This window comes from Nonomuraea sp. 10N515B, from assembly GCF_052245915.1.
Classification (GTDB): Bacteria; Actinomycetota; Actinomycetes; order Streptosporangiales; family Streptosporangiaceae; genus Nonomuraea.
Genome location: NZ_JBQQBQ010000099.1, coordinates 1 through 23,828, shown reverse-complemented (window position 1 = coordinate 23,828; position 23,828 = coordinate 1). Strand labels below are relative to the sequence as shown.

Sequence of the window (23,828 nt, the reverse complement as noted above, 5' to 3'; positions counted from 1 at the left end):
ACGCCGACGTCTACGCCCGCAACACGGCCGACGACCCGGACCGCGTCACACCGAAGCCGAACGCGGACGTCGAGCACGACCCGATGCGCGTCCTGCTGCCCCCGGTCTCCTGGAACGTGATCAGGCTGGCCTGACACCGTCGGACCACGTCACGCGGGCCGCGACGAAGCTCCGCCCGTCGAAGAGCCGGCAGCCACGCTATGAGCTGCGCACGCCGAACCACTCTCAAACGGGCAGGCCTGCGCTCGACGGCCCACGCCGACAGGACGCCGTGGGCCAGTCCAGGCCCGGGTATCCCCAGCTCACGACGAACCCTTCCACTCGGCTATTCATCGGACACCGATGTCAGGTCCAAGACCCCGCCCCTCGGTTCGGGCGTGGGGGATCCGCTGGCTGAGCGTACGAGTCATCAGTAACGGCTCCGCCTCCATGGCGCAGAAGTCGTTGGACCTGTATGGGATCTCGGCGGAGGGGCAGGGGCGTTTGCAGGCAGGGGCGAGCGTGTCGTTCGCCCGGGCCCTGATCCGTCTCCTGTCTCACGCACGACCGGTCACAGAAAGGTAGTGACATGGGCATTGACTCGGCCTGGGCCTGGTTCGCAGTGGTCGGGATCGTGCTCGCCCTGTTCGTCCTGGACTTCATGATCGCGGCCCGCCGCCCGCACGCCGTCGGGATACGGGAGGCGGCCTTATGGTCGGCCTTCTACGTCGCGGCGGCGGTGGTGTTCGGGCTCGCCCTATGGCCCCTCGCGGGAGCGCAGATCGCGTCGGAGTACATTAGCGGCTGGCCGGTGGAGAAGAGTTTGTCCGTCGATAATCTCTTCGTCTTCGTGATCATCCTGACGCGATTCGAGGTACCGGACGAGCACCGCCAGAAGGCGCTGCTGTTCGGCATCGCCGCCGCGCTGGCCCTGAGGGCCGTCCTCATCTCCGTGGGCGCGGCGGCCATCACCCTCTTCTCCCCCACGTTTCTGCTGTTCGGACTGATCCTCTTGTGGACCGCCATCCAACTCGCGCGGCATCGTAGCGAGGACCCTGATGTGAGCGGCAACCCGGTGCTGCGCTGGACCAAGCGCACGCTGCCCGCCACCGACGACCTCCACGGGGGGGCGCCTGGTGGCTGAGGAGGACGGCACCAAGGTGATCACACCGCTGTTCCTCGTCTTCATCGCGATCGGCACCACAGACCTGCTCTTCGCGCTCGACTCGATCCCGGCCATCTTCGGCATCACACAGCACCCGTTGATCGTCTTCGCGGCCAACGCCTTCGCGCTACTGGGCCTGCGCGCCCTGTACTTCCTCATCGAGGGCCTACTCGAACGCCTGGTGTACCTGTCGCTCGGACTACCCCTCATCCTGGCCTTCATCGGCGTCAAGCTGATCCTCGCCTTCCTGCACCAGGACGTCACCCGCTCCATCCCCGAGATCCCCAGCCCGATCTCGCTGGCCGTGATCATGACGACCCTGCTCGTCACCGTGGCGGCGAGCATGTGGCGGGTACGCCGGCACCCCGAAGAACGCGCCCACGCGGGCGCCCTGCGCCACTTCCGACAGGAAGCGTCAAACCGGCGAAACACGCCGGAAGCGGACGAACGTTGAACGGCCGATGGGTCCGGGACGCATTCGGCCCATCACCCAACGTGAGAATCCGTCATTCACGGGCAGACGGGCCGTGAGCCGAGCCAGGGGAGGGATTTATCGGTTTGCTCTGGCATCCGGTGGGGCACGGCAGCCTGAGCCGTCTCGTCATGTGGGGCATCTGGCGGGTGTTCCGGCGCTTCATCCGTCGTGGACGGTGGAATGTCGCGGCCCTCGCCGGACCACTGGCCATGGTCATGGTGGTCTGCATGTGGATCTCGATGGCCGTTCTGGGCTGGACGCTCGTCTACTGGCCGCATTTCCTGGAGGGGTTCGTCCTCGCGCCCGGTCTGGATCCAGATCGGCGGATGGACATGCTGGACGCTCTCTGCCTTTCCCTGGTCAACGTGGCCACGCTGGGCTTCGGGGACATCGTTCCGGAATCAGGCTGGATGCGCGTCGCGGCACCGGTACAGGCAATGGCCGGATTCGGCCTCCTGACGGCCACCGTTTCATGGGTGCTGCAGATCTATCCAGCGCTGAACCGGAGAAGACGCCTGGCAATCGAGCTGGCCGTCCTGCGGCGTAGCCACGCCTCCAATCGACTCGTCCGGTTGGAGTCCTCTTTCGCGCCGACCTGCTCTATGACGTGGCCACGAAAGTGGTGCAAACGCGCGTGGACTTCGTCCAGTACGCAGAGAGATACTACTTCCACGACGGCGATGATCATGCCTCACTGCGATGGGCCAGGCTCGAGACGAGCACGGCGAGCAGGAGCAAGGCGGCGAAAGCCGTCAGCAGGGTGCCCACAGGGAGCCTCCGCAGAAGTCGTACGGATGGGACCTTGCCGACCAGGCTTCCCGGCGCACCGCGCTATACCGCAACAGCACCACCACCGCACCCGTCTATGCGGATCCTTGACGCATGTGGCTCGACAACGCGCGTAGCAGTCACAGGTAGCGCAACCACAGGTACGGGACACACAGCGCGATGGTGACCACAGTGACCACGATGCCGTACCTGGTGAACTGCCAGAAGCTGATCGGCGTGCCGTTGCGTGCGGCGATGCCCAAGATGACGACATTGGCCGCGGCGCCCACCGCGGTGGCATTGCCCCCCAGGTCGGCGCCGAAGGCCAGCGCCCACCACAACACCTGCGCCGAGCCGTTCCCGCCGTTGCCCTGGACCAGCTCGGCCACGATCGGGCTCATCGTGGCCACGTACGGGATGTTGTCCACGATCGCCGACAACCCGCCGGACGCCCACAGCAGCAGCATCGTCGTCAGTCCGAGCTGGCCTTGCGTGGCATCGGCCGCCGCTTGGGCAACCTGGCCGATCACGCCGGTCTCCACCAGCGCGCCGACCATGACGAACAGACCGGCGAAAAACACCAGCGTCGGCCACTCCACCTCCCGGATCGCCTCCTGCGTGGTGACCCGGGTCGCGGCCACCAGCACCCCGGCGCCCAGCACGGCCACCACCGAGGGCTCGTAGTGCAGCACCGGATGCAGCACGAACGCCGCCATCACCAGGGCCAGCACCGCGAGTGACTGCCACAGCAGCTTGCGGTCGGCGATGGCTTCTCGCTCGTTCAGCGCCATGACCTCCGCCGCCCGATCCGGGTCGTACCGGAAGTACTTACGGAACAGGAAGCGGCACATCCCGATGAAGACCACCATGAGCACGACGACCATCGGCGCCATGTGGATCAGGAAGTCGTTGAAGCTCAAGCCGCCGCGGCTGGCGATGATGATGTTCGGCGGATCGCCGACCAGCGTCGCGGCGCCGCCGATGTTGGACGCCATGGCCTCGGCGATCAGAAAAGGCGCGGCCGGCAGTGCCAGGCGCTCGCACACCAGGAACGTCACCGGGGCGATCAGCAGCACGGTGGTGACGTTGTCCAACAGGGCAGAGGCGACAGCAGTGATGATCACCAAGAGGACCATCAGCCGGTACGGGTAGCCCTTGGCCCGCTTGGCCGCCCAGATCGCCAGATACTCGAAGATCCCGGTCTGCTTCAGCACACCGACGATGACCATCATGCCCAGCAGCAGGAAGATGACGTTCCAGTCGATGCCCGTTGACTCGGAGAAGAATGCCGCCTGGGCATCGGTGGCGTGGATCAGCAGCATGATCCCCGCGCCGCCGAGAGCCGCCGCGACGCGGTGGATCTTCTCGGTCGCGATCAGCGTATATGCGCCCAGGAAGACCGCCACCGCCAGCCATGCGGTGAACGTCACGCGGACACCGCCCAGTCCAGCAGCGCCTGCAGCGTCACAGCGCCGACCAGTCGCCCGTCGTCCACCACCGCCACCAGCGGACTACGTGTACGCGCCATCAAGGCCGCCAGCTCCAGCACCGTGGCATCGGGATCCGTGACCGGCAGCTCGCGCGGCTCTCTCGGCAGCGCCTCACGTACGGTCTTTCCGGCCAGCGATCGCAGGAACAGGTCGGCGTGCGCCTCGTCCACCACCCTCGCCAGCGCCGGATCCTCCTGGCAATAGCCCGGCACCGCCAGGCGCAGCACCTGTGTGCCCGGCAGGATGCTCGAGGGAAGCCCCTGTTCGTCGACCACGATCAGGCCAGGCAAGTCCTGCTCGGCCAAGAGCCGGGCGGCCTCGTAGATAGGTGTGTCCAGGGTGACGGTCGGGAACCCTGTGGCCAGGTTGCGTGCACGCATCCGCGAGCCTTTCTAGGTCGACAATGGGAATCGCCGACCAGACTTCCCGGCACACCTGTCAACAACGTACCAATGATCGCCACGATGGCGACCACCGCCTCCGGCCGAAGCCGAAGCGGAAGCATCGCCTCGTCGTCAATGTTCAACCCGCTTCCGCAGCTCAGCGACTTTCTCGCGGGTGGCCGTGGTCCACCGTGGCGGCGCGGGCACGACCCGGCGCGGGCTGGCGGCTTTCACGGCCGCAGGCTCAGGGGCTGACGGGACGATGCTGATCGAGTGCGCCGCGCAGAGTGTCGATCAAGCGCAGCAGTTCCATGGGCAACGGGAAGATGAGGGTGGAGTTGCGGTCGCCTGCCACCTCCGTCATGGTCGACAGAATTCGCAGCTGCACCGCAGCCGGGTGGCGTTCCAGTATCTCGGCGGCCTGGCCGAGGGTTTCGGCGGCCTCGCGCTCGCCGTGGGCGTGGATGACCTTGGCACGGCGCTCGCGTTCCGCCTCGGCTTGGCGGGCCATGGCGCGGCGCATGGTTTCCGGTAGTTCGACGTGCTTGACCTCCACAAGGGTGACCTTGACTCCCCAGGGATCGGTGACCGCGTCGATGACCTGCTGCAGCCGCTGGTTGATCTCTTCGCGGTTGACCAGCAGTTCATCCAGATCTACCTGGCCCAGAATGCTGCGCAGCGTGGTCTGGGAGATCTGGGAGGTGCCGACGATGTGATCCTCGATCGCCACGACGGACTTGATCGAGTCCATCACATGGAAATAGGTGACCGCGTTGACCTTGACCGTGACATTGTCCCGGGTGATCACATCCTGCGGCGGCACGTCCATGGTGACAGTGCGCAGGGAGACCTTCACCATGCGATCCACGATCGGGATGATGAAGAACAGACCCGGCCCTTTGGCTCCGATGACCCGGCCGAGCCGGAAGATGACGCCGCGCTCGTACTCTTGCACGATGCGGATCGCGGCGAACCCCAGCAGGAGCAGTACGGCCGCCGCGGCGATCAATCCGATCTGCAGCCCGTTCATGGCGAGACCTCCAGCGGTTCGACGAGCAGGGTGATGCCGTCTACGCCCACGACCCGGACAGGCTGGCCTTCCAGCAGGACATCGGTGGAGCGCACGTTCCACCAAGTGCCGTCCAGGAACACCCGGCCGGTATATGGGTCGCCTGTGGCATCGTGCACGCGGGCCCGGCGGTCGAGCAGCAGTTCACCGCCGGAGACCGGCCGCGCTTGACGAGCCCGCCAGGCGAGCCGACCGGCGAAGATCACCGCCGCCGCGAGCACTGCGGTGGTGGGCAGCAGTACACCGAGGTCCACCTGCACCGGATCCCTGAACAGCAGTAGCCCGGCGGCCAGCAAGGCGATCGCACCTCCGATGCCGAACACGCCCACGCCCGGGGTGATCACCTCCGCCACGAACATCGCCATTGCCAGCGCCAGCAGCAAGAGCCCCGCGATATTCACGGGCAGCACTGATGTCGCGAACAGGCCGAGGATCAGCAGGACACCGCCGATGATCCCGCCCAACCCGATGCCGGGGGTGGCCAGCTCGTAGATCAGCCCGAGTGTGCCCAGGGAAATGAGAAGGAAGGCGATGTTGGGATCGGCGATCAGCTGCAGCAGCGAGCGGAACGGTCCAAGGCCGGTCTCCACCACGCTCACGCCCGCCGTGCGAAGGGTGACCGTTCCGGCGGTGGTCTTGACCTGCCGCCCATCCAGCGCCTTGAGCAGCTCGCCCCGATCCTTGGCGATCAGATCGATGACCTTGATCCGCAGCGCGGTCTCAGCGGTGATCGATCGGCCTTGGGTGACGCTCTCCCGCGCGAAGGTCACGTCCCGGCCACGCTGGCGGGCGATAGCTTCGGCGAGCGCTGCCATGTCGTTGACGACCTTCTTGTCGACCGGCTGCGGGGTCTGGCCACCGATCGACACCGGGGTAGCTGCTCCGATTGTCGTCGCCGGCGCCATCGCCGCGACGTGGGCGGAGAACGTGATCAGCGCGCCTGCCGACGCCGCCCTGGCTCCCGATGGCGTGACGTAGACGACAATCGGGACTTTTGCCGCGAGGAATGTCTTGACGATCCCGCGCATCGACTCGACCAGGCCCCCGGGAGTTTCCAGCTCCACCAGCAGCGCTTGATGACCGTCCCGCTCGGCTTGTCGTACGGCCTGCTCCACATGCTGGGCGATGACCGGCGTGATCGGGTCGTCGACGCGAGTAAGCAGAACCGTCGCCGTGTTCGCGCGGGCAGGAACCAAGGCCAGCGCCACCCACGTAAGCACTATTGCCCCCGTGACCAGTGCCCCCGTGACCAGGCGAAGTCCACTCCCCATGACGCCCCCCGAATGACGCCCTGTCAGATCCAGCCTCCGCCCTATGGCTCTGCCATGACAAGTGGCTCACCCTCGCTTCCATCAAGCGTCGTGACCGTTTGTCGCGTAGTATCGACCGCTTATCGCATGCTTTGACCCGTTAATCGCTCGACCACGTCCACTGACAGAGGCCCTCTAGTCTGGCGGCGAGTCTGCTGGACAATCCGTACAAAGTGACTTAGCTCACAGCTTAGGGTGATCGCGATGAAACCCTCGTCGCGCAAGGAAGTCGAGCAGGCGCGCGCCGCGGCCGCGCGCGCAGCCACCAGAGGTAGTGCGATGGGCGCTCTCGGCTTCGGCTTGGCCTTGATAATGGGGGCGATCCTGGCGGAGAAGGGATCGTTCCTGGCTCTCGGGCTCGGGCTGGAGTCTCTGCTGCTCGCCGGCGGCCTGTGTGGCGGCTTGGTCTTCACGTTCCTCGCCATCCGCGCTTCCAGAATGGTCCGCCGCTGCGATCGCGAGCTGGACGGGCGCGGTACCCGGCTCTCCTGAAAGGGGAGATGGTCCATGTCCACCGGCACATGGGTCTGGATTTTCTCGAGTATCTACTGGGCATACTGCATCTTCTGGGGCATCAAGGGCTTCGCCTGGGCGAAGCGGTCGTCCCAGTGGTCGATCGCCGACAGGTCGCTGCCGATGTGGCTGTTCCTGCTCGCCGCGACCGCGACGTCGTTCAGTGGCTGGACGTACGTTGGCCATCCCGGGCTGATCGCCTTCGAAGGACTGGCGTACGCCTTCGCCTCGTTCTATGTCCTCACCATCCCGATCACGGCGACGTTCTTCGCCAAGCGACTGTGGCTGCTCGGCCGCCGCTACCACTTCGTCACGCCGGGCGACCTTTACTCCTACTACTACGGCGGCGCCAGAGGCTGGGGCGAGGTCATCCGCTGGATGATCGTGCTGATCGCGTTTCTGTTCAGCTCCTTCTACACCGCCGTCCAGCTAGTGGCGGCCGGGCAGATCTTCTCCATCACCACAGGGGTCCCCGTCGTGGTGGGCAGCATCTTCCTGGCGGCGATCGTGTTCTTCTACGTGGCCGCGGGTGGCATCAGGTCCGTGGCCTGGGTGGACGCCATCCAGGCCGGGCTGTTGTGGGTGGGCATCGTCATCATCGGCGCGGTCGTGCTCAACTACTTCGGCGGCTGGGACGCGTTCTCCGCGCGGCTGCCGGCGCTGGGACCGGAGTTCTTGGAGGTGCCCAGCGCCTGGAACCCGGGGGCAACCGGCAGCACCGAGTGGACCGGCATGTTCCAGCTCACCTACATGTTCTCGCTCATGGGGATCATGGCCTCGCCCGCGTTCCACATGTGGACGTTCGCCAACAAGGATCCGCGGCCCTTCCCCTGGCAGCAGGTCTTCGCCTCGACGCTGTTCATCGGATTCGCGCTGTTCTTCTTCACGGCGATCCAGGGTCTGGGTGCCCGGTTGCTGCTCAACGACGGCGTCATCAGTTTCGAGACCGACTCGCAGGCGGTGCCCGCCATCATCGGCGAGCTGGTCGGCGGGCCGCTGGCGGGCCTGGTGGTGATCGGCGCACTGGCCGCCATGCAATCCACCGGCGCCGCGTACATGGGCACCGGCGGCGCCATGCTCATGCGCGACGTCTACGTACGCTACCTGCGCCCGGACGCCGGGCACGCCGAGCAGATCTGGGTGGGCCGGCTGCTGGTGTTCGCCATCGTCACCGTGGCGATGGTGGTGGCCTTCACCAACAGCGCCGCGCTCGTCCTGCTCGGCGGCCTGGCCACGGCGTTCGGGTTCCTGCTCTACATGCCGCTTATTGACGTGCTGTTCCTGCGCAGGTTCACCGCGCCCGCGATGGCGTTCGCCCTGGCCTTCGGAATCATCGCGGTGAGCTTCACCTTCGTCTCCACGACCTACAAGTACCCGCTCAACCTGCACAGCGCCGCCTGGGGCGTGATCGTGGGCGGCATCGTCGGCGTGCTCATCACGCTGTTCACCCGCAAGCGGGAGCAGTCGGACAGCGAGGTGATGACGCTCAGGGACGAGCTGACCGGCTGGCTGCGCTCCGTCGACACGCCCACCCCGGCCGAACGCCGCTGGCGCAAGGCGATGTGGGTGGCCGGGCCGCTCTGGTTCATCTTCGCCATCGGCCCCGGCGAGGTCGTGGGCAACAACTTCATCAGCATCGGCGGCATGCCGTCGGTCTGGGTCTGGCAGATCACCTGGTGGCTGCTGGGCTTCGGGATGATGTGGGCGATGGCCTTCAAGGCCGGCATGTCGCGGGCACTGCCGGAGCAGATCGAGCGGGCCAACAACGAGCCCAAACCGGTGGTCGCCGAGGTGGGGCTGCGCCGCACCCTCACACACGAGGCGGAATGACCTAGGGAGGTGGTGGCACGATGCAGCTCGAAACCAGGCTCCTGCTCCTCGGGTATTTGATCATCGCCGTCTGGCTGGTCATCCTCTTCACCCTGCTGTAGGCAGGAGGCATGTTCCTCCGCGCGAGCGGACCGCGTCCCGGGGGCGACGGCAACGACCGACTGCCCCTGGGACTCGCGGTACTGCTCATCATCGTCATCGCCGTGCTGTTGACGCTGGCCGGGATGTTCCTGCAGATCCTGGCGAACCTATCGGGGGCGCAGCTCCCGGGGGCCTGACCAGACCACCCGCCCGCGCGTCCTTCATACAGACGAAACGCCCGTGACGGTCAGCGGACAGCCGCCGAATCGGGCGTCTCGGTAATACATCGGTAAGCATGTATTGCAGTAGGCAACCGAACTGTCCCCCTTGCGGCCCCGTACCTTCCAGAGACCGGACTTCCCGTCCAGGTCATGAGACTGGAAGGAGCAACGGATGCGGAATCCGCTCAGAGGGAGACGGTTCAAACCGTGGCGAGGAGCCATTTGCTTAGGTGGGAGCATCGCACTCGTTCTCACGACCTCGCCGTTATCCGCCCAGGCAGGCACGGCGGCCGCGGCGGCACAGACCATCGTGTGCCCGAGCGTGGCGGACAAGCTCCCCGAAATCCCTGCCGCCGCCCGTCCCCTTGGAGCCGTTCCCCCTCGTCCGCGGCTGCTGGACACGGGGGACCTGCCGTGTCGCCGACGCTCTGAGCCAGCGCGCCGAACATCGCGCCGACGACGGCGAAGCCGATCGCCCAGCCGAGCACGCCGCCGCGTTGCAGCCGCCAGGCCAGCGCCAGCGGGCTCCGCAGGTGAGCGGCGGCGTCGGTCGGGCCCAGTCGTGGCGGTAGGAGCCCGGCACCGAGGTCGCGCCGCCTGGCCAGCAGCGCCCGCTCCCGCCACCAGGGCCAATCCGGTGGCGGCGAACAGGGCGGCCACCCACCAGCGTTCCACGGCGAACGCCCGCGTGCGCTGGGCCCAGCCCAGCGGGGACAACCAGGCGAGCGTCTCCACGCTCGCGGCGTCACCTAGGGCGCGCAGGAGGAACGCCAGGCCGAGGGCTGCGGCGGCGATGCCGTGCCCGATGTGGCCGAGATCGAGCTCTGCCCGACCGCATACCGGCTCAAGCGCGGCCACCGCATCCGCGTGCAGATCACCGCAGGAGCATTCCCCCGCTGGGACCGCAACCCGGCCGCCGGCGTGCGCCTGCTCCACCACGACCCCGCAGGGCCGTCGGCCGTCAAACTCCCCATCCTGGAGCGCCCATGACCATCAGCTGGCGTGTCGGTGCAACAGCAGCATCGCGGCGTCGTCACCCAGCGGGCCGCCGACGTGTTCCACCAGGTCGGCTCTCAATGCGTCCAGCGCGGTTTGCGGATCTTCCCATCTCAAAAGGTGGATGTGGTCGGCGAGAGGGTAGAACCGCCCAGCGGCGTCCCGCGCCTCGATGACCCCGTCGGTGAAGAACAGGATGCGGTCTCCCTCGGCGAACGGCACCCGGTGCGGCTTCGGCGACAGGGCGTCCAGTGCACCCAGGCCGAGCGGCAGACCTTCCTCGGGCGGATTCAGCGTACGGACCTCTCCACTCGTACGGATCAGCATCGGTGCGGGGTGGCCGAAGTTCACCAAGGACATCTCGTCGTCGTGGACCTCGGCGACGATCGCGGTGACGAACTGCTCGACATCCAGGTGTCTGGCCAGGCTGGCCTCGAGCCGGGCGCCGATCTCGCTCAGGTCGGCCTGGTCGTAGGCGGCCTCTCGGAAGGCACCAAGCACCCAGGCCGCCGTCTCGACCGCTGCCAATCCCTTCCCCTGGACGTCCCCGATCAGCAGCCGTACGCCATGTGGGGTGATGACAATCTCATACAGGTCGCCCCCGATCTGGGCCTCGGCCGCCGCGGAGGTGTAGGACAGGGCCACCCGGAGATCGCCGGCCCGGCGCGGCACGGGCCGCAGGAGGACGCGCTGGGCTGCTTCGGCGACTTGTCGCACGTTGGCCAGTTCGCGCTCACGTCGCAGGCGTAGGTGGCCGGCCAGCATGCTGGCTGCTGTGACCCCGATGATGGTGACGACGGTGAGGTTGTTCTGCCATGTGAGCAGTAAGCCGTTGTAGTAGGCCAGGGGCAGGCAAATGGCCAGCGCGATGGCACCCACCATGGCGGTCCGGCGGACGCTCCCGGACACCGAGGCGAAGGTCGGTCCCAGCGTGAGCAGAGGCAGGAATCCCAGCTCGGGGCCGGCAAGCACGTCGATCAGGGCCACGCTGAGCATGGCGGCGAACGGTAGCCATCGCAGAGCCTGCTGAGATCTCATTCGACTCCCCGTATCGCCGTGTGTACGTGCCCGTGCATTCCTGCCCTGGTGGCTCGCCGACCGACCCTATGTGACCGGCAGTTCCAACGTCGTGACCGTCGACACACAAGCGTCGCTCAATGCCAGTCCTTGCTCAAGAGTGCCTTCCCTTACCTCCTGACACCGGCGGCACTGCCTCGTCGGCCGCTCCCCGGCGGTCGGGCAGAATCCCCTCACGCCCTCGCTCTCGGATTACCGGGCCCTGACGGGTAGGTCGGTCACGTGGAGAAGCTGCGGTGCCTGCGACTGGATCCCGCCTAACGCGACTGGGCTTTCCGCCGCTTCGACAATTCCGGCGGTGCAGATCAAGCTGGACCAAGCGATAGGCCGTTCCACCCGTTGGAATCACGAGGTCGTCGAGCCAGGTGGTCGCGGCTCGTCGAGCGCGCGCAGATCCCTGACGGCTTCAGCGAGTGTGGCGCGGGTGTCGAGGAACTGGTGGAGCCCTCGCTGGCGGAAGACCGCCCACATGAGCTCTCCGACCGCGCAGACCAGCGCTAGGCCGCCGGATGTCCGCGCGTGCTGGTCTGCCGCGATCAACACGGTCAGACCGTAGGAATCTGCGGACGTCAGCCCGCTGAGGTCGATCACCACCCGGGGTGGCCGATGGAACGCCATGGCCTCAGCGAGCCTGGCCTGAAGGAGTGGGCAGGTGTCCATGTCGAGTTCCCCGCTGACGGCGATCATCGTGACGCGGAAGTCGATCTGGAATTCGCTGATCTGCAAACGCTCGGTTGCGGTCACCGCTGCTCCCGCCGTGATTCAGCATGGGAGCCGGTCGGGCAGGAACCTGGCATGACGGCCTTCCGGGGCAGGCGGCTGGGCGTGCCGACCAGTCTTCCCGGCTCTCCTGCTGGGAGGCTAGCAGATCCCTTGCATACTGCAACCTTTATCGAAGGGGCACGAAGCATGCCCGAGCATCCTCCCGGGTTCAAGGCTGGCCCGTGGCGCGGTCGCGTGCATGTACAACATTGCTATGAATGTAGGCGATGAGCACCAGGTGCCTGGAGAGGATCTCTCGGCTGTCGTCACGGCGGTCCTGACCGGCTCGCGGCTGCTGGTGGCCGTCGCCGCGCGGTCGCTGGGCGCGGTAGAGGACAAGATCACGTTGCCTCAGTTCCGGATGCTGGTGGTACTGGCCGGACATGGCGAGACCAAGCTGGTCACGATGGCGGAGTTGCTGAGCGTCAATTCCTCCACGGCGATGCGGATGGCTGATCGGCTGTTGGCCGCCGGGTGGATCGTCCGGGAGGTCAATCCGCACAACCGGCGCGAGGTACTGATGCGCCTGACGGATGCCGGGCGGCGCATCGTGGATCAGGTGATGGCCCGCCGCCGAGAGGAGATCGGCGCGATCGTGGCGCGGATGTCCGCCGAGCAGCGCCGGGCGCTGATCGCGGCGATGAACGCCTTCAACGAGGCCGGCGGCGAGCCGCCCCTGACCACGCCGCACCCCCTGGGCTGGCCGGACGTCTGAACGTCCGGCACAGCCATGGCCGCCGCGGCAATTGTTCTTACCGTCTGGGTTTCGCCGGTTCAATCAGTGCCTCTTCGAGGGACGGCCGGAGAATCAGCTCGTCGCTCGGCGCTTCCCACTCCGCCGAACCGATAATGATCACCAGGCCGTCGGCGTCCCGCGCATGGCGACTCGCGCCGACGAGAATGCGACAGCCGAAGGAATCGATCTCATCGACTCTGGTCGTGTCCACGACGATGAAGGGCGTACTACGCCTGGCGAGGGCCATCGCCAGCAGGAGCGTCAGGGACGGTGAGCCAACGCTCCCTCCGGGGTGCGGGACCGGCCAGCGGTATCCAGGCCCTGCACAACGCGTAGGCATCCTGATGGCAGCCATGGCCAATGCCGGGCAGGAGGCCCGCCGGAAGGCGTGATCGGAAGACGCCGCGGACGGCTCTGGCCGTCAGATGGACGGGGTCGGGAAGCTCTCAGGAGTGGTCAGGCCGGTGCTCTCCAGGAGGCGCTGGTGGTTGAGGACCGCGGCGTTGGCCTGTTCGGAGAAGCGCCGGACCAGGGTGTTCTGGGTGCTGCCACGCACCGTGCCGATCAGCGCGAAAACCTTGCCGTGGGCCAGGCGCAGCCATTTGACGTAGGTGGCGTCGTAAGCTGACCCGGACCTGCTCGAGATGTCGCTCATCCAGTCCTGCTGCTCGTCGGTGGGTTTCACCGGCAGCTCGACCTTCAACTTGGCGGCCACGTCGCGGACCTGCCGGTCGAGGGTGTGATGCTGATCGGCGATCTCCTTGCTGATCTCGCGGACCTTGGGGTTGCTCGCCCGCTGCACCGCATCCTGGGCGATAGGCATTTCCCACAGACGGGCGAGCCGGACCCCGGTGATGAGCTTGCAGTCGGTTTCCGACAGCGGCCCCCACTTGGTCTGCCACGTGCCGGTCTCGGACTCGTTCTCCGTCTGGGTGGAGGGCGAGTCGGTCGGCTCCGTGTCGACGGTGGCCGACTCCGTGCTGAGGGCGGCTGTGTCGGCGACGGGCGTCGGCGTGTAGCCCGCGCAGGCGGTGAGCGAGTATAGAGCCGCGATACCGCAGCTGATGAGAACGCGACGGCTCTGACGGAGTCGCATGCGCCATCATCCCCTCTCCGGACCCTTGGATACGGCCTTGGTAGTGGCGCCGTCACCAAGGGATACGGGTGAGAGGGAAGGAGTGTTCATAGCAGTGTGCAAGATTTGCATAGAGCAAGGCGCCTGAGGCGCCTCCTTCGCCCGCATCGACGACCAGGGACGAATACGCCCATCGCGCAGTCATCGCCAAGGGCGAGAGCATTCTCAGGTTCTTTCGCCTCAGGCTCGCCGTCGGATCGTCAGATAGGTGACCCCGATCAGGACGAGCGTGAGGATGAGATAGGAGGCCGCTTCGATCCACTGCGTTGGCCAATAGGGCAGCTGAAGGTGGCCGCGTAGTGCCCGGCCGGCGAGCTGACTGAGGCCGGCCAGAAGGACGGATAGCGGCATGGCCATGCGGGTGTGCCTGGTCACGGCCGCCGGGTACCAGGGCGAACAACACTCGGGTGAAAGGCACGAGACCATGGCTTTCGTAGTCCGGCCAGGCCATCGGATCACCCCCGGTGGGGAGCAGCGCCCAGTCCAGCAGCACGGCGAGCAGCGCCACCGCGACCAGAGCGCCGGAGGCTGCGGTGGCCAGGATCGCGGTCAGCCAGCGGCCGCGCGTCAGGCTCTGGGTCCAGGCGAGCTTGTGCGTTCCCGTCTCGAAACTCCGTGGGCATCCAGCGCCGGCGGGCCGCCACCGACGCGGCCGCGGGCGCGTGCTGGCGCCAGTCCTTCAGGCAGCCAAGGTCGGGCTCGGGGTGAACGTGGCGGACCTGCCCGACTACGCCTCGGTAAACGTGTACGGCACGGCCATGCTGCTGGCCGCGATGGTGGAGCACGACATCTTCGCCAAACTCCAGGTCGCCGACCGTGCCGAAGCCATCGTCCGCGCCCGCCAGGCCGGCATGGGCAACACCGGCCTCGGCATCGAGATGAGGCAGGCCCACCCGCCGAGTTGACTCCGTCGGGTTCACCAAGCGTCAGGGCGTTCGAGCACCAGCACCGAGTCCCGTCCGACGACGGCACCTTGCACACAACCGTTGGCGTTCGCATTGCATGACGAGACACGGCAGGTGACGGGGCCCCGTCAGCTATCGGACGATCAGCCCGCGGTCGGTGATGGCAGTGAGGATGTCGGCGGGTTCGGTGCGCGTGCTGTAGTTGGGATGTACGTCGATCCAGGCGATGACGCCGTCGGCGTCGATCAGGACGACGGTGGGCATGGGCATGGAGGTGGTGCCGTCGGCGTTGCCGGCGGCCACATCGATGCCCATGGCCAGCTGTGCAGCGTGGGCGTCGCGACTGGGGGCGGTGAGGATCCCCAGCCGATGCGCGATCTGGTTGCCCGGGTCGGACAGTACGGTGAAGGTCAGGTCGTTGATCTGGCGCATCGACAGTGAGCGGTCGGGCCTTTGCGGGCTGATCGCGATCAGGGGGATGTCGAGAGCGGACAGGGCCGGTACGAGCTGCTGCTGGTAGGTGCGGAACACGAGGTTGCAGTAGGGGCACCAGTCGCCGCGGTAGAAGACGACGACGGCGGTCCGGCCGGCGCGGGCCTGCTCCAGCGTGGTCGCCCTGCCGTGGACGTCCAGCAGGTCGTCGTCGGGCATGGTGGAACCCGGGCCGAGGACTGTAGCGGACACACCGGCCGCGTCCAGGGCCGTCTGCTCGGCGAGCAGGGCGGCTCGTACCTCCGGCGGAATCTGGCCCGTGTGTTCGGCGAGGAAGGTGGCACGTCGCTCGGCGTACGTCTGATCTGTTGTGTTCATGTGGTCCCCTTTGGTAATCGCGCATGGAACACAAGTGGTGAGATCTGCTAGGCGTTGAGGGGCTTACCGGTTTCGAGCAGGGTCTTGAGACCACTCAGCACGCGCATCCAGCTGGGGCCTGCCACCCGCGCGGCCGTCTTGGGGGAGCTTCCGAGCCGGTCATGCACGACGGTGAGCAGGCAGGCGCCGTCGTCGCCGGGTTCGATCTGCCAGGACACCCGGCTGGCCGGTTCGGTTGCCAGGTCGGGGTTGTACAGGCCGCGGTAGCTGACGATGAGCCGGTGGGGCGGGTCGGCGTCCAGGACGGTCTCGTCGCCCCAGAGGCTGGATCGATCCGGTGCGTGGTAGCGAAACGGTGAGCCGATGTCGCCGGTCGTCTCGACCAGGGCGCCGAACAGGTATCCGGCGCTGTATTCGGGTTCGGTGACGGCGTCCCAGATCTGCCGTGGGGTGGCCCGGATGAAGATGTGGTAGGTCTGCGCGGCGGATGCGGCCGTGGTGGTCACAGTGCTGCTCCTTGGTGTTGTCGAGTCTTAGCCGGCGGGCTGGATGAGGAAGGCGGGGTGGCGGTGCGCCTCCCTGGCGAAGACGTGTGGCTCGGCGCCGGCGTCGGCGTCGAAGGCGTCTCGGACGAAGGGCACCAGGCCGAAGGCGCCGCGGTAGGCGTGCAGGATCTCGAGTTTGCGGTCGTCGTCTACTTCGACGAGCCGTACCGGGCGGAAGCGGTGTCCGCGGCCGAGTTCGGCTCGGGCGTCGGCGCGGAGGTTGCGGACCCAGTGGGTGTCGCCGAAGGGGGAGACGAGCCAGTGGTGGCCGTCGTGGCGCAGCGTGGCGATCGGGACAGTGCGGAGTAGTCCGCTGTGTCTGCCGCGGGTGCGCAGCAGCATCAGCGGTCCCATGGGGATGCCCCACGTCAGGAGCTGGTGCGGGATGCGGCTGAGACGGATCATCCGCGGTGTGAGGCCGGGGCTGATCACGGTTGGGCCTGAGCCCTGGCGGGATCGTGGTCGGTGAGGAGGTTACGGGCTGCCCGGCCGAGCATGCGGCCGTTCATTCGTACGGCTTGAGCGCGCGGCATGAGCCGGGTCATCACCCGCATCAGCCTGCCGGGGATGTGCGTGGTGCGGCCTTTGAGGAAGGCCGTCATGAACTCGGCGACGGCCCTGTCGGCCGGCTGCGGCCGGATCGGAAGGCTGGAGCGGTCCAGGCCGAAGGCTTCGATGATCGGGGTGTCGACGTTGCCGGGCAGCATCACGGTGACGGTCACGCCGGCGGGCGCGAGTTCGTGGTGCAGGGCCTCGCCCAGGTTGAGCACGTACGCCTTGGCTGCGCTTTCGTGTGCCATGTTCGGCAGGCCCTGGAGCGCTCCGTGCGCGGAGACCAGCACGATGCCGCCCCGGCGCTGGGCGTGGCCGCGGGCCACCAACCGGGGTGCGATGGCGTGGACCAGGTCCAGGTGGGTGACGGCGTTGAGGGTGAGACGGTCGTGCAGGTCGTCCAGTGACTGATCGAGCAGCCGCCCCGGGCGGCCGCCTCCGGCGTTGGAGACGAGCAGGCCGACGTCAAGGTCTTCGGTCGCCTTCACGATCGCCAAGGCTCCGGCCGGTTGGCTGAGATCGACGGTGACCACTCGGTGTGCGATGCCGTGGTGGCGGGACAGCTTCTCGCCCAGTGCGTGGAGCTTGTCGGTGGAACGAGCGGCCAGGACCAGATCCAGACCTGCTGCGGCGAGGTGTTCGGCGAAGGCTTTGCCGATGCCGGAGGAGGCTCCTGTGATCACTGCCCATGGCCCATAGGATAAGATTTCAACCATGGTTTAGACTGTAATCTAGACTCTGGTCGAAATTCAAGACGGTAGGCTTTCTCGCCGTGAAGAACCCGCCCGCGGATCTGGCCCAACGCCTGCTCGACGTCAGCGAGCACGTGCTGCACACCGACCCTCCTCTCCGGCTGGAGGACGTCGCACAGCTGGTGGGGGCGTCGCGGGCAACGCTCTACTACTACTTCTCCGGCCGCGAAGACCTGCTGGCGTTCGTGCTCACCGCACACGCCAAGCGAGGAGCCCAGGCGGTGCAGATCGCGACGACGCCCGGCGACCCTCCCGAGCCGCGGCTACGGGCGATGGTGTCCGCTCTGGTCGAATATCTCGGCCACCACCCCGGAACATGCGCCGGCCTCCTGGGTGCTCTAGGGGCCAGCGGACGGATGAGTGAGGTCCTCGCGGCCAACGACACCTGGATCGCCGGCCCGCTACGCGATCTGCTCGCCGAAGGCCGCAAGACCGGCGCCTTCGACGTCGACAACGTCGCCGATGCCGCCAACACGATGCTCGGCGGCCTTCTCCTGGGCGTCTTGGGCCGGTCGATGGCCGGAGCCGACGCCACCGACCCCACCTTCCGCGCCCTGCTCACCGAGCAGACCGTTCGCGGCGTCCTGACCCGCTGATCGGATCGAGAGCGCCACTGATCCCCGAGCACCGTCCAGGGCGAGGGGGCTGGCGGTGGCGGCGCGTTCTCAGACTCGCCGTGCCCGCCGTACTTGTCGTGGAACTGGCATCCCCGCCGAGGGGAACCGCCATGCGATGCCGTGGCCGGCCGAGCGGCTGTTGTCAGCAGGTCGTAAGGATTGAGCACGCCACGTCGCCCTACTGTCGATCACGTGGCCCAAATTGTGATCATTGCCAAGGAGCCGGTGGCCGGGAGGGCCAAGACGCGGCTGACTCCGCCGTACAGCCCGCACCAGGCCGCCGCCCTCGCCGAAGCCGCTCTCCGCGACAGCCTGCTCGCCGTCTCCGCGACGCCCGCCACCCAGCGGGTACTCGCCCTGGACGGGCTGCCGGGCAGCTGGCTGCCGCCCGGCTTCGTGGTGATCCCACAGCGCGGCTCGGGACTGGATAACCGTCTGGCGGCGGCGTTCTCGGACGCGTACCGGCTCCGGCCGGAAGCCGTCGTGCTGATCGGCATGGACACCCCGCAGGTGACTCCCGCCCTGCTGGGGGAGGCGGTGGAGGCATTGGAAGGTCACGACGCCGTGTTCGGCCCGGCCGCGGACGGCGGCTTCTGGCTGCTCGGCCTGCGCGAGCCGGATCCATCGCTGCTGCAGGGGGTGCCGATGTCCCACCCGGAGACCGGCAAGCTCCAGCTCGACCGGCTGGATCAGGCTGGACTCACCGTCCGCCTGCTTCCCGAGCTGACCGATGTCGACACCGCGGCGGACGCCGTCGCGGTGGCCGAGCAGGCGCCCGGCTCCCGCTTCGCCGCCACGCTGCGGGAGCTGGGCCGGTGATCGGGCAGCTCTACGGCGACGCGCTCACCGGAGCGTCCGCCGAGCTCGAGTACGTCGACGGCACCCGCGTCGCACTGGAGACCGCGCGCTGGTTCGAGCCGGTCGACGGCGACGAGGCACTCCTCAGCAGATGCGCCAGCCCGACCCTGGACATCGGCTCGGGTCCCGGCCGGCTCACCGCCGCGTTGACCCGCCGCGGCGTTCAGGCGCTCGGCATCGACATCAACCCCCGCGCCGTCACCCTCACCCGCAGGGCGGGAGGCTTCGCCCTGCTCCGGGACGTCTTCGACGAGGTCCCGGACAGCGGCCGGTGGGCGACGGCGCTGCTCGCCGACGGCAACATCGGCATCGGCGGCAACCCCGAGACGCTGTTGCGCCGCGTCAGGCAGTTGGTCCGGCCGGGCGGAGAGGTCCTGGTCGAGGTCGCAGCGCCCGAGACGAGGAGCCGGGTCGACCGGATACGGCTGCGCCGCGGCCCACTCGCCGGGGACTGGTTCGGGTGGGCGACCGTATCGGTGAACGACATCCAGCGCCTGGCGCGCGCCACCGGATTCCCCGTCGTGGACAGCTGGACGAGGCACGGCCGCTGGATGGCCTGCCTGAGCTAGGAACCCGCCACGGTCCGGGGCCTGCACGCGCAGCCGTGCGCGTGACGCCTAAATGACGCCAATGTGCGCCATCACGGATTGAAATGACGCCATGATGATGTCATCATGGCGTCATGGACCTTGCGCCGTATGTCGCCTACCTCCGCCGCGAACTCGCGATCGCCGCCGGGGCGGGCGGCGAGGAAGCCCGTGCGCTGGCGGAACGTCTCACCTCGACGCTCGAGTCGGCCACCCGGCTCGCGCTGCTGGAGGCTCTTTCCACCGCCGCGGACGAGATCACCCAGGACCTCGCACCGGGCTCGGTCGAGGTGCGCCTGCGCGGACGCGACCCTGACTTCGTCGTGACGCCACCGCCCAGTGCCCGGTCGTTCGAGGATGAAGGCGAGATCGGGCGAGCCGAGAGGCCGCCTGCCCCGCCGCCACCCCCGGACGCCGACGAGGGCGGCACGTCCCGGATCTCGCTCCGGGTCCCTGAGCACCTCAAGCCTCGCATCGAAGAGGCGGCCACCCGGGATGGGCTGTCGGTCAACGCCTGGCTGGTCCGCGCCGTGTCCGCCGCGCTCGCCCCCGGCGAGCCGGGCCGCGGCTCCGGCCGCCGCCCGACCACGCAGAGCGGCAACCGCTACAGCGGGTGGGTGCGCTGATGACCACACCGATCCACAACGAGGGGAACGCCATGCGAACCTTCGATACCCCAGAACCCATCCTCGCCATCATCGACCTGGCGACCGCCAACGTCAGGATCGACGCGAGCGAGCGCACGGACACCGTCGTGGAGGTCCGCCCGAGCGATGAGCTCAACGACGCCGACGTGCAGGCCGCCCGGCACACCCAGATCGTTTACGCCGACGGCAGGCTGCTGGTGCGGACGGACAAGGAGCAGCCCGGCTTGGCGTCCGGCTGGGGCCTCTCGCTCGACAGGCTCATCGAGTCTCCCAAGGACTGGGCGCGCTCGCTGCTGCTCGGACCGGGCTCGATCGACGTGACGGTCAGCCTGCCGGCGGGCTCACGCCTCGACGCCAAGTCGGAGGCGAGCTTGCGCTGCCGCGGCCCCCTCGGCGAGGTCAGCTTCACCACCTCCTATGGCGGCGTCCGGATCGAGCAGGCCGGGCGGCTAAAGCTGAAGAGCACCTACGGCGACATCTCGGTCGACCGCTCATCCGGACACGCCGAGGTCACCGGGAACCACGGCAGCATCCGCCTCGGCGAGATCGACGGCACGGCCGCGGTCAAGACCTCCCACGGCGACGTCCGCCTCGGCGAGGTGACCGGCGAGCTGCGGCTGAGCTCCGCCCACGGCGACATCACCGTCGATCGCGCCCTGGCCGGCGTCGTCGCCAAGACCGCGTACGGCAGCGTGCGGATCGGCGAGATGGTGTCCGGCTCGGTCGTCATGGAGACCACCGGCGGCGGACTGGAGCTCGGGATCTCCGCGGGGAGCGCCGCCTGGCTGGACGTGAGCTCGAAGTACGGCACCGTGGACGTCTCCCTCGACTCCAGCGACGGCCCCGGCCAGTCGGACCAGGTCATCGAGGTGCGGGCCCACACCACCCACGGCGACATCGCCATCCATCGTTCCTGACGACCGAAGGAGATTGTGATGCCAGACGCGATCATGGCCGAGGGCCTGGTCAAGAAGTACGGCAACGTGACCGCCCTCGACGGCATGGAGCTGAACGTCCCGGAGGGGACGGTGTTCGGGCTGCTCGGCCCCAACGGCGCCGGCAAGACCACCACCGTGCGGATCCTGACCACGTTACTGAAGCCGGACGCCGGGCACGCCCGAGTGGCCGGGTTCGACGTCGTCCGCGACGCCCCCAGGTTGCGCGCCCACATCGGCGCCTCAGGCCAGTACGCCGCCGTCGACGACCATCTCACCGGCGCCGAGAACCTGGAGATGGTCGGCCGCCTCTACCACCTCGGCGCCAAGCGCAGCCGGCAGCGCGCCCGCGAGCTGCTGGAGCGCTTCGACCTGACGGAGGCGGCCGACCGGCCGGTGCAGGGCTACTCCGGCGGCATGCGGCGGCGGCTCGACCTGGCCGGCGCGCTGGTCGCCCACCCGCCGGTGCTGTTCCTCGACGAACCCACCACCGGCCTGGATCCGCGGGCCCGCGTGAGCCTGTGGGACGTCATCGGCGAGCTCGTCGCGGAAGGCACGACCGTGCTGCTGACCACCCAGTACATGGAGGAGGCCGACCGGCTCGCCCACCGCATCGCGGTGGTCGACCACGGGCACGTGATCGCGCTGGGCACCGCCGACGAGCTGAAGGACCAGGTCGGCGGCGACCGCATCGAGCTGTCGGTCACCAGCGCGGCCGACTTGCGGACCGCCTCACGGACGCTGGCGCCGCTGGCCGTCGGCGACATGCGGCTCGACACCACCGCCTTGCGGATGACCATCCCGGTCACCAGCGGTGCGGCCGCGCTGACCAGCGCACTCGGCCACCTGGCCGCCGAGCGCATCACCGTACGCGACGCCGGCCTGCGCCGGCCGACCCTGGACGACGTGTTCCTGAGCCTCACCGGACACCAGGCCGACGAGAAGATCGAGGAGACCGCCCGATGAACGCCCTGCAGATCGCCTTCGCCGACGGCGCGACGATCGCCAAGCGCAACGCCCTGAAGATCCGGCGGGCCCCCGACCTGCTGGGCGGCGTGGTCACGCTTCCGATCGTGTTCGTGCTGCTGTTCACCTACGTCTTCGGCAGCATGATCAGCCTGCCGGGCATGTCGTACGGGGAATACCTGCTCCCCGGGATCTTCGTCATGACGATCGTCACCAGCGCGCAGATCACCGGCTACACGCTGACGCAGGACCTGCAGAAGGGCATCTTCGACAGGTTCCGTACGCTGCCCATGTCCCCCTCCGCGGTGCTGATCGGCCAGACCGTCAGCGACGTGATCATGAACCTGACCAGCATCGTCACGATGGCGCTCGTCGGGCTGCTCGTCGGATGGCGCATCAACAGCTCTCCGCTGGAGGCCGCCCTGGGGTTCCTGATGCTGCTGCTGTTCGCGTACGCCTTCTCTTGGGTGACGGCGACGGTCGCGCTGGCCCTGCGCACCCCGGAGGTCTTCAACAACGTGGCCACCATCCTGTCGTTCCCGCTGGTCTTCCTGTCCAACGCCTTCGTCGACAGCACGCGCCTACCCGGGCCGCTCAAGCCGATCGCCGAATGGAACCCCGTCTCCACACTCGTCCAGGCGGCACGCGAACTGTTCGGCAACACCAGCCCGGCCATCCCCACGCCCAGCACCTGGCCGATGCAACACGCGGTGCCGGTGTCGTTCCTCTGGTCGGTCGTACTCCTGGCCGTGTTCGTGCCACTGGCCACGCGGCTGTACAAGAGAGCCGTCAGTCAATGAACTCGATGACCACACACGTCTCCGGCCTGGACCGTGAGCGGGCGGTGGAGCTGGTCCAGCAGGCGTACGCGGAGGGCCGGCTCGACCCGGACGAGCTGGAGCAACGCCTCGAACTGGCGCTCACCGCCACCTCCTCCCGGGACCTGGAACCGATCCTCGCCGACCTGCCGCCGGACGAGGCGGTCAGGATCGGATCCACCGGCGGGCGCATCCTGCGATCAGGCGACTGGCACGTCCCGCGCCACCTGCGCATCGACTCCGAGTACGGCCGAGTACGGCTCGACCTGTCCCAGGCCCTCATCCCGCACTCGCAGATCAACATCGAGCTCCGGCTTGCGTACGGCAGCGCCAGGATCACCCTGCCCGCCGGCGCCAGCGCGAACGCCGACGGAGTACGAACCGAATGGGGCCGCGTGATCTGCAAGGCAGCGGGCCGCCCACGCCCAGGCGCGCTGCACGTCCACATCACCGGAGAGCTCCCCTACGGGCGCCTGACGATTCGCAACTCGCGCACGTGATCCGGCTGATGCCGTCACGGTCCGTCACACCTGCCGGAGCGGATGCGTCAAGGACCCGTATAGACGGCTGCGGTAGGAGTGCTGTTACGGTATAGCGCGGTGCGCCGGGAAGCCTGGTCGGCAAGGTCCCATCCGTACGACTTCTGCGGAGGCTCCCTGTGGGCACCCTGCTGACGGCTTTCGCCGCCTTGCTGCTGCTCGCCGTGCTCGTCTCGAGCCTGGCCCATCGCACGATCCTGTCCACCGCCGCGCTGTTCCTGGTAGCCGGATTCGTGCTGGGCGACGGCGTGCTCGGCGTGGTCTCCGTCAGGCCGGGCGACGAGCTGGTGGGCACGCTGGCCGAACT

Annotated in this window: 30 protein-coding genes and 1 pseudogene; 18 read left to right on the top strand and 13 right to left on the bottom strand. The window is 67.9% G+C overall.

Features of this window, described 5'->3' with window-relative positions; genetic code table 11:
- Positions 1-568: 568 nt before the first annotated feature.
- From ACTWQA_RS55260 to ACTWQA_RS55250, 3 genes are all read left to right on the top strand, one after another.
- Entirely contained in the window at positions 569-1,123 is a 555-nt protein-coding gene (locus tag ACTWQA_RS55260; RefSeq protein WP_443166818.1) for a TerC family protein, read from the top strand.
- Entirely contained in the window at positions 1,116-1,598 is a 483-nt protein-coding gene (locus ACTWQA_RS55255; protein ID WP_443166817.1) for a TerC family protein, read from the top strand. Before ACTWQA_RS55260 ends, ACTWQA_RS55255 begins: the two co-directional genes overlap by 8 nt.
- A 149-nt stretch (positions 1,599-1,747) precedes the next feature.
- Positions 1,748-2,524 (top strand): potassium channel family protein, encoded by a 777-nt coding sequence (locus ACTWQA_RS55250; RefSeq protein WP_443166819.1) that lies wholly within the window; start codon positions 1,748-1,750, stop codon positions 2,522-2,524.
- A 3-nt stretch (positions 2,525-2,527) separates the two neighbouring features.
- Here ACTWQA_RS55250 and ACTWQA_RS55245 read toward each other — a convergent pair whose 3' ends face one another.
- From ACTWQA_RS55245 to ACTWQA_RS55230, 4 genes are all read right to left on the bottom strand, one after another.
- A complete protein-coding gene (locus tag ACTWQA_RS55245) occupies positions 2,528-3,817 on the bottom strand; it encodes an SLC13 family permease (RefSeq protein WP_443166816.1) in 1,290 nt (429 codons plus the stop codon).
- Positions 3,814-4,257, bottom strand: coding sequence for a CBS domain-containing protein (locus ACTWQA_RS55240; RefSeq protein WP_443166815.1), 444 nt, complete (start codon positions 4,255-4,257; stop codon positions 3,814-3,816). Before ACTWQA_RS55240 ends, ACTWQA_RS55245 begins: the two co-directional genes overlap by 4 nt.
- A gap of 247 nt (positions 4,258-4,504) precedes the next feature.
- Complete coding sequence (locus tag ACTWQA_RS55235) at positions 4,505-5,290, bottom strand: slipin family protein (RefSeq protein ID WP_443166814.1); 786 nt, start codon at positions 5,288-5,290, stop codon at positions 4,505-4,507.
- Positions 5,287-6,600, bottom strand: a complete 1,314-nt coding sequence (locus ACTWQA_RS55230; RefSeq protein ID WP_443166813.1) for an NfeD family protein — start codon at positions 6,598-6,600, stop codon at positions 5,287-5,289. Before ACTWQA_RS55230 ends, ACTWQA_RS55235 begins: the two co-directional genes overlap by 4 nt.
- Positions 6,601-6,843: 243 nt before the next feature.
- On the opposite strand from ACTWQA_RS55230, the gene ACTWQA_RS55225 reads away from it, so the two are divergent.
- The 4 genes from ACTWQA_RS55225 (at position 6,844) to ACTWQA_RS55210 (ending at position 10,274) form a co-directional block, all read left to right on the top strand.
- Positions 6,844-7,131, top strand: a complete 288-nt coding sequence (locus ACTWQA_RS55225; RefSeq protein ID WP_443166812.1) for a hypothetical protein — start codon at positions 6,844-6,846, stop codon at positions 7,129-7,131.
- Between the two features lie 15 nt (positions 7,132-7,146).
- Positions 7,147-8,982: a sodium:solute symporter family protein gene (locus ACTWQA_RS55220; RefSeq protein ID WP_443166811.1), complete on the top strand. Its 1,836-nt coding sequence runs from the start codon at positions 7,147-7,149 to the stop codon at positions 8,980-8,982.
- Positions 8,983-9,092: 110 nt separating this feature from the next.
- The gene (locus tag ACTWQA_RS55215) at positions 9,093-9,260 is read left to right on the top strand and encodes a hypothetical protein (protein ID WP_443166810.1); all 168 of its coding nucleotides are present in this window, start codon (positions 9,093-9,095) and stop codon (positions 9,258-9,260) included.
- Positions 9,261-10,091: 831 nt separating this feature from the next.
- Positions 10,092-10,274, top strand: coding sequence for a CocE/NonD family hydrolase C-terminal non-catalytic domain-containing protein (locus tag ACTWQA_RS55210; protein ID WP_443166809.1), 183 nt, complete (start codon positions 10,092-10,094; stop codon positions 10,272-10,274).
- A gap of 3 nt (positions 10,275-10,277) precedes the next feature.
- Here the strand turns inward: ACTWQA_RS55210 and ACTWQA_RS55205 are convergent, their stop codons facing one another.
- Positions 10,278-11,276: a PP2C family protein-serine/threonine phosphatase gene (locus tag ACTWQA_RS55205; RefSeq protein WP_443166808.1), complete on the bottom strand. Its 999-nt coding sequence runs from the start codon at positions 11,274-11,276 to the stop codon at positions 10,278-10,280.
- A gap of 426 nt (positions 11,277-11,702) precedes the next feature.
- On the bottom strand, positions 11,703-12,101 hold the full coding sequence (locus tag ACTWQA_RS55200) for an STAS domain-containing protein (protein ID WP_443166807.1): 399 nt from the start codon (positions 12,099-12,101) through the stop codon (positions 11,703-11,705).
- A gap of 232 nt (positions 12,102-12,333) precedes the next feature.
- Between ACTWQA_RS55200 and ACTWQA_RS55195 the strand changes: the two genes are divergently transcribed.
- Positions 12,334-12,834, top strand: coding sequence for a MarR family winged helix-turn-helix transcriptional regulator (locus ACTWQA_RS55195; protein ID WP_443166806.1), 501 nt, complete (start codon positions 12,334-12,336; stop codon positions 12,832-12,834).
- A 37-nt stretch (positions 12,835-12,871) separates the two neighbouring features.
- Here the strand turns inward: ACTWQA_RS55195 and ACTWQA_RS55190 are convergent, their stop codons facing one another.
- The 3 genes from ACTWQA_RS55190 to ACTWQA_RS55180 all read right to left on the bottom strand — a co-directional run bounded on the left by ACTWQA_RS55190 (position 12,872) and on the right by ACTWQA_RS55180 (position 14,365).
- Positions 12,872-13,066 carry a hypothetical protein gene (locus tag ACTWQA_RS55190; protein WP_443166805.1) on the bottom strand — a complete coding sequence of 65 codons (195 nt, stop codon included), beginning with the start codon at positions 13,064-13,066 and terminating at the stop codon, positions 12,872-12,874.
- A 210-nt stretch (positions 13,067-13,276) separates the two neighbouring features.
- Entirely contained in the window at positions 13,277-13,951 is a 675-nt protein-coding gene (locus tag ACTWQA_RS55185) for a DUF4142 domain-containing protein (RefSeq protein ID WP_443166804.1), read from the bottom strand.
- A gap of 219 nt (positions 13,952-14,170) precedes the next feature.
- A complete protein-coding gene (locus ACTWQA_RS55180) occupies positions 14,171-14,365 on the bottom strand; it encodes a hypothetical protein (protein ID WP_443166803.1) in 195 nt (64 codons plus the stop codon).
- Between the two features lie 89 nt (positions 14,366-14,454).
- Between ACTWQA_RS55180 and ACTWQA_RS55175 the strand changes: the two genes are divergently transcribed.
- The gene (locus tag ACTWQA_RS55175) at positions 14,455-14,895 is read left to right on the top strand and encodes a hypothetical protein (RefSeq protein WP_443166802.1); all 441 of its coding nucleotides are present in this window, start codon (positions 14,455-14,457) and stop codon (positions 14,893-14,895) included.
- 132 nt (positions 14,896-15,027) lie between these two features.
- Here the strand turns inward: ACTWQA_RS55175 and ACTWQA_RS55170 are convergent, their stop codons facing one another.
- The 4 genes from ACTWQA_RS55170 to ACTWQA_RS55155 are packed head-to-tail and all read right to left on the bottom strand — an operon-like array spanning position 15,028 to position 17,518.
- The gene (locus ACTWQA_RS55170; protein ID WP_443166801.1) at positions 15,028-15,705 is read right to left on the bottom strand and encodes a peroxiredoxin-like family protein; all 678 of its coding nucleotides are present in this window, start codon (positions 15,703-15,705) and stop codon (positions 15,028-15,030) included.
- Between the two features lie 47 nt (positions 15,706-15,752).
- Positions 15,753-16,211, bottom strand: a complete 459-nt coding sequence (locus ACTWQA_RS55165; protein ID WP_443166800.1) for an SRPBCC domain-containing protein — start codon at positions 16,209-16,211, stop codon at positions 15,753-15,755.
- Between the two features lie 27 nt (positions 16,212-16,238).
- Positions 16,239-16,655 carry a nitroreductase family deazaflavin-dependent oxidoreductase gene (locus ACTWQA_RS55160; protein WP_443166799.1) on the bottom strand — a complete coding sequence of 139 codons (417 nt, stop codon included), beginning with the start codon at positions 16,653-16,655 and terminating at the stop codon, positions 16,239-16,241.
- A 23-nt stretch (positions 16,656-16,678) separates the two neighbouring features.
- A complete protein-coding gene (locus ACTWQA_RS55155; RefSeq protein WP_443166798.1) occupies positions 16,679-17,518 on the bottom strand; it encodes an SDR family NAD(P)-dependent oxidoreductase in 840 nt (279 codons plus the stop codon).
- Positions 17,519-17,574: 56 nt separating this feature from the next.
- Between ACTWQA_RS55155 and ACTWQA_RS55150 the strand changes: the two genes are divergently transcribed.
- From ACTWQA_RS55150 to ACTWQA_RS55110, 9 genes and pseudogenes are all read left to right on the top strand, one after another.
- A complete protein-coding gene (locus tag ACTWQA_RS55150; protein ID WP_443166797.1) occupies positions 17,575-18,150 on the top strand; it encodes a TetR/AcrR family transcriptional regulator in 576 nt (191 codons plus the stop codon).
- 213 nt (positions 18,151-18,363) lie between these two features.
- The gene (locus ACTWQA_RS55145) at positions 18,364-18,990 is read left to right on the top strand and encodes a TIGR04282 family arsenosugar biosynthesis glycosyltransferase (RefSeq protein ID WP_443166796.1); all 627 of its coding nucleotides are present in this window, start codon (positions 18,364-18,366) and stop codon (positions 18,988-18,990) included.
- A complete protein-coding gene (locus ACTWQA_RS55140; protein WP_443166795.1) occupies positions 18,987-19,598 on the top strand; it encodes a class I SAM-dependent methyltransferase in 612 nt (203 codons plus the stop codon). The genes ACTWQA_RS55145 and ACTWQA_RS55140 overlap by 4 nt, the downstream gene beginning before the upstream one ends.
- A 113-nt stretch (positions 19,599-19,711) precedes the next feature.
- A complete protein-coding gene (locus tag ACTWQA_RS55135; RefSeq protein WP_305917400.1) occupies positions 19,712-20,242 on the top strand; it encodes a hypothetical protein in 531 nt (176 codons plus the stop codon).
- Entirely contained in the window at positions 20,242-21,180 is a 939-nt protein-coding gene (locus ACTWQA_RS55130) for a DUF4097 family beta strand repeat-containing protein (protein ID WP_443166794.1), read from the top strand. The genes ACTWQA_RS55135 and ACTWQA_RS55130 overlap by 1 nt, the downstream gene beginning before the upstream one ends.
- Positions 21,181-21,198: 18 nt before the next feature.
- Positions 21,199-22,164, top strand: coding sequence for an ATP-binding cassette domain-containing protein (locus ACTWQA_RS55125; RefSeq protein WP_443166793.1), 966 nt, complete (start codon positions 21,199-21,201; stop codon positions 22,162-22,164).
- Entirely contained in the window at positions 22,161-22,964 is an 804-nt protein-coding gene (locus tag ACTWQA_RS55120; protein ID WP_443166792.1) for an ABC transporter permease, read from the top strand. Before ACTWQA_RS55125 ends, ACTWQA_RS55120 begins: the two co-directional genes overlap by 4 nt.
- Before the next feature lie 5 nt (positions 22,965-22,969).
- Complete coding sequence (locus ACTWQA_RS55115; protein ID WP_327587262.1) at positions 22,970-23,482, top strand: DUF1707 SHOCT-like domain-containing protein; 513 nt, start codon at positions 22,970-22,972, stop codon at positions 23,480-23,482.
- Positions 23,483-23,640: 158 nt separating this feature from the next.
- Positions 23,641-23,828: pseudogene (locus ACTWQA_RS55110) on the top strand (cation:proton antiporter); the annotation flags it as partial.

What these genes read in the sequence shown, in the direction of transcription:
- ACTWQA_RS55260 (WP_443166818.1), top strand. Translation starts at nt 569, where the DNA reads ATGGGCATTGACTCGGCCTGGGCCTGGTTCGCAGTGGTCGGGATCGTG.
- ACTWQA_RS55250 (WP_443166819.1), top strand. Translation starts at nt 1,748, where the DNA reads ATGTGGGGCATCTGGCGGGTGTTCCGGCGCTTCATCCGTCGTGGACGG.
- ACTWQA_RS55240 (WP_443166815.1), bottom strand. Translation starts at nt 4,257, where the DNA reads ATGCGTGCACGCAACCTGGCCACAGGGTTCCCGACCGTCACCCTGGAC.
- ACTWQA_RS55235 (WP_443166814.1), bottom strand. Translation starts at nt 5,290, where the DNA reads ATGAACGGGCTGCAGATCGGATTGATCGCCGCGGCGGCCGTACTGCTC.
- ACTWQA_RS55230 (WP_443166813.1), bottom strand. Translation starts at nt 6,600, where the DNA reads ATGGGGAGTGGACTTCGCCTGGTCACGGGGGCACTGGTCACGGGGGCA.
- ACTWQA_RS55225 (WP_443166812.1), top strand. Translation starts at nt 6,844, where the DNA reads ATGAAACCCTCGTCGCGCAAGGAAGTCGAGCAGGCGCGCGCCGCGGCC.
- ACTWQA_RS55220 (WP_443166811.1), top strand. Translation starts at nt 7,147, where the DNA reads ATGTCCACCGGCACATGGGTCTGGATTTTCTCGAGTATCTACTGGGCA.
- ACTWQA_RS55215 (WP_443166810.1), top strand. Translation starts at nt 9,093, where the DNA reads ATGTTCCTCCGCGCGAGCGGACCGCGTCCCGGGGGCGACGGCAACGAC.
- ACTWQA_RS55205 (WP_443166808.1), bottom strand. Translation starts at nt 11,276, where the DNA reads ATGCTCAGCGTGGCCCTGATCGACGTGCTTGCCGGCCCCGAGCTGGGA.
- ACTWQA_RS55195 (WP_443166806.1), top strand. Translation starts at nt 12,334, where the DNA reads ATGAATGTAGGCGATGAGCACCAGGTGCCTGGAGAGGATCTCTCGGCT.
- ACTWQA_RS55185 (WP_443166804.1), bottom strand. Translation starts at nt 13,951, where the DNA reads ATGCGACTCCGTCAGAGCCGTCGCGTTCTCATCAGCTGCGGTATCGCG.
- ACTWQA_RS55170 (WP_443166801.1), bottom strand. Translation starts at nt 15,705, where the DNA reads ATGAACACAACAGATCAGACGTACGCCGAGCGACGTGCCACCTTCCTC.
- ACTWQA_RS55160 (WP_443166799.1), bottom strand. Translation starts at nt 16,655, where the DNA reads ATGATCCGTCTCAGCCGCATCCCGCACCAGCTCCTGACGTGGGGCATC.
- ACTWQA_RS55155 (WP_443166798.1), bottom strand. Translation starts at nt 17,518, where the DNA reads ATGGTTGAAATCTTATCCTATGGGCCATGGGCAGTGATCACAGGAGCC.
- ACTWQA_RS55135 (WP_305917400.1), top strand. Translation starts at nt 19,712, where the DNA reads ATGGACCTTGCGCCGTATGTCGCCTACCTCCGCCGCGAACTCGCGATC.
- ACTWQA_RS55130 (WP_443166794.1), top strand. Translation starts at nt 20,242, where the DNA reads ATGACCACACCGATCCACAACGAGGGGAACGCCATGCGAACCTTCGAT.
- ACTWQA_RS55125 (WP_443166793.1), top strand. Translation starts at nt 21,199, where the DNA reads ATGCCAGACGCGATCATGGCCGAGGGCCTGGTCAAGAAGTACGGCAAC.
- ACTWQA_RS55120 (WP_443166792.1), top strand. Translation starts at nt 22,161, where the DNA reads ATGAACGCCCTGCAGATCGCCTTCGCCGACGGCGCGACGATCGCCAAG.
- ACTWQA_RS55115 (WP_327587262.1), top strand. Translation starts at nt 22,970, where the DNA reads ATGACCACACACGTCTCCGGCCTGGACCGTGAGCGGGCGGTGGAGCTG.